Origin of the sequence: Mesorhizobium sp. M7A.F.Ca.CA.002.05.1.1 (assembly GCF_003998335.1) — a bacterium.
Classification (GTDB): domain Bacteria; phylum Pseudomonadota; class Alphaproteobacteria; order Rhizobiales; family Rhizobiaceae; genus Mesorhizobium.
Genome location: NZ_RZQI01001017.1, coordinates 1 through 2,012, shown reverse-complemented (window position 1 = coordinate 2,012; position 2,012 = coordinate 1). Strand labels below are relative to the sequence as shown.

The window sequence follows — 2,012 nt, the reverse complement described above, 5'->3', positions numbered from 1 at the left end:
TCTTCATCTTGGCCAGTTCTACGTCGAAGGCGTCGCGCAGTGCCTCATCGCCCTTCTTGAAGGCGGCGCCGTCGCAATAGACCGGTGCGCCCTGCACCGGAGCGATGACTTCGAGGTTCGGATCGTTGGCCTTCTTGACCAGATCATTGATCGACAGGACGGGCAGCGAATAAGCGTCGATGCGACCATCTTGGAGCATCTTCACGCCGCTCTGGCCATCCGGCACGACGATGACGCGATCGCGTGGCACGCCGGCATTGAGCGCGAGCTTCTCCTCGGTGCCGCCGCCTGGCGCGCCGATGGTCGCAGTCGTATCCTTGGCGACATCCTCATAGCTCTTGAAGCCCTTCGGATTGCCCTTCTTCACCAACATCGCCTCGGCATCGCAAAGCACCGGCTCGGAATAGACGACGGCGGCGCAGCGTTCCGGCTTCATGAACAGGCCGGCGGTGACGACATCGAAGCGACCTGCCTGCAGGCCGGGGATCATGGCGCCATATTCAGAGATCGAAGCGGCGACGTCGGCGACGCCGAGCCGCTTGAATATCTCGCGGGCCACATCGGGCGCGGCACCCGAAACCTTGCCATCGGCGGCGACCGCCGTGTAGGGCGGCTCGTTGGCGATGGCGAGGCGAGCGAAACCTTGCGCCTTAAGCTGTTCGAGCTTGCTGTCGTCGGCCGAACCGGGGATAGAGGCGGCCAGCACCGCCGTCAGTGCAAGACCGGCAACGCCGGCCAGAATGCCAAGTTTGTTCATTGTTCCCAACTCCTTGTTTCTTGTCTTGCTTTTGTTACGGGCGGCCTCGCCGCCTTTGATGGCGGCGTTGCCGCCTCGGCATTACGGTCAGACGCGATGTCCGGCCGCGATGATCTTCTTCAGGAAGCCTTGCGTGCGCTCCTGCTTGGGATTGCGGAAAATCTCGTCCGGCTTGCCTTCCTCGACGATTCTGCCACGATCGAAGAACAGCACCCGGTCGGCGAAATCATGGGCGAAACCCATCTCGTGGGTGACCAGCAGCATGGTCATGTCGGTCTCGGCGGCGAGTTTGCGCATGACGTTCATCACCTCCTCGACGAGCTCCGGATCGAGCGCCGACGTCACCTCGTCGAACAGCATGATCTTCGGCGACAGCGCGAGTGCCCGGGCGATCGCGACGCGTTGCTTCTGCCCGCCGGATAGCTGCGCCGGCATGGACTTGGCCTTGTCGGCCATGCCGACCATTTCGAGCAGTTCCATCGCCCGCTTTTCGGCGGCGGCGCGTGGCGTGCCCTTGGTCAGCATCGGCGCCAGCGTGACATTGTCCATGACGCATTTGTGCGGAAACAGGTTGAACAGCTGGAACACCATGCCGATCTTCCGCCGCATCCTTGTCAGATGCCGCTCATCGGCGGGCAGCAGCTGGCCATTGCGTTCCATGTGGTAGAGCTGCTCGCCGTCGATCTGGATATGACCGCCATCGATGCGCTCAAGTGTCATCAGGATGCGCAGGATCGTCGTCTTGCCCGAGCCCGACGGGCCGATCAGCGCCAGCTTCTCGCCGGGCATGACCTGCATCGACAGGCCGTCCAGCACCTTGAAGCTGCCGAAGCTCTTCGAGATGCCGTCGATCTTGATGATGGGCGCTGATGCGGACAAATAAATTCCCCGTGCTGGAGAAGCCTGTGCCCCTTAACGATGCGGAACGCGCCAAATCATGTCAATCGGAAAAATAATATCATGACAATATTTCCCATTCCGCACAATTCTTGAGCAACCAGTGCCGAAGAGTGCGCCGGGATTCGGGTCAGGCCGAGCCGAGAATGGGAGCCTCCGAGAACCGGAACGGAGCGTACTTTTCGTACGTGAGTACCGGAAGCGCAGGAGGCTGCCTTTCGCAGGCCGGCATCACCCGGATAGCGGCGCACTCGCTAGATAGCGAGCAGCAGGTGCTCGGGATCGCCGAGCAAAAGCTTGGTGACAACGCCGAGGCCGGCGCGCAGTTCCCCCTCGGTGGTCGAACCCAGCGAGATAC

2 protein-coding genes are annotated in these 2,012 nt (G+C 61.8%); both read right to left on the bottom strand.

All coding sequences use genetic code 11. The features are described 5' to 3' along the window. Positions 1-757 (bottom strand): ectoine/hydroxyectoine ABC transporter substrate-binding protein EhuB (ehuB, locus tag EN939_RS31895; protein WP_127271556.1); only part of this gene is annotated, 757 nt, incomplete at its 3' end. Between the two features lie 87 nt (positions 758-844). Next, the gene (ehuA, locus tag EN939_RS31890; RefSeq protein ID WP_127271555.1) at positions 845-1,636 is read right to left on the bottom strand and encodes an ectoine/hydroxyectoine ABC transporter ATP-binding protein EhuA; all 792 of its coding nucleotides are present in this window, start codon (positions 1,634-1,636) and stop codon (positions 845-847) included. Positions 1,637-2,012: the final 376 nt, after the last annotated feature.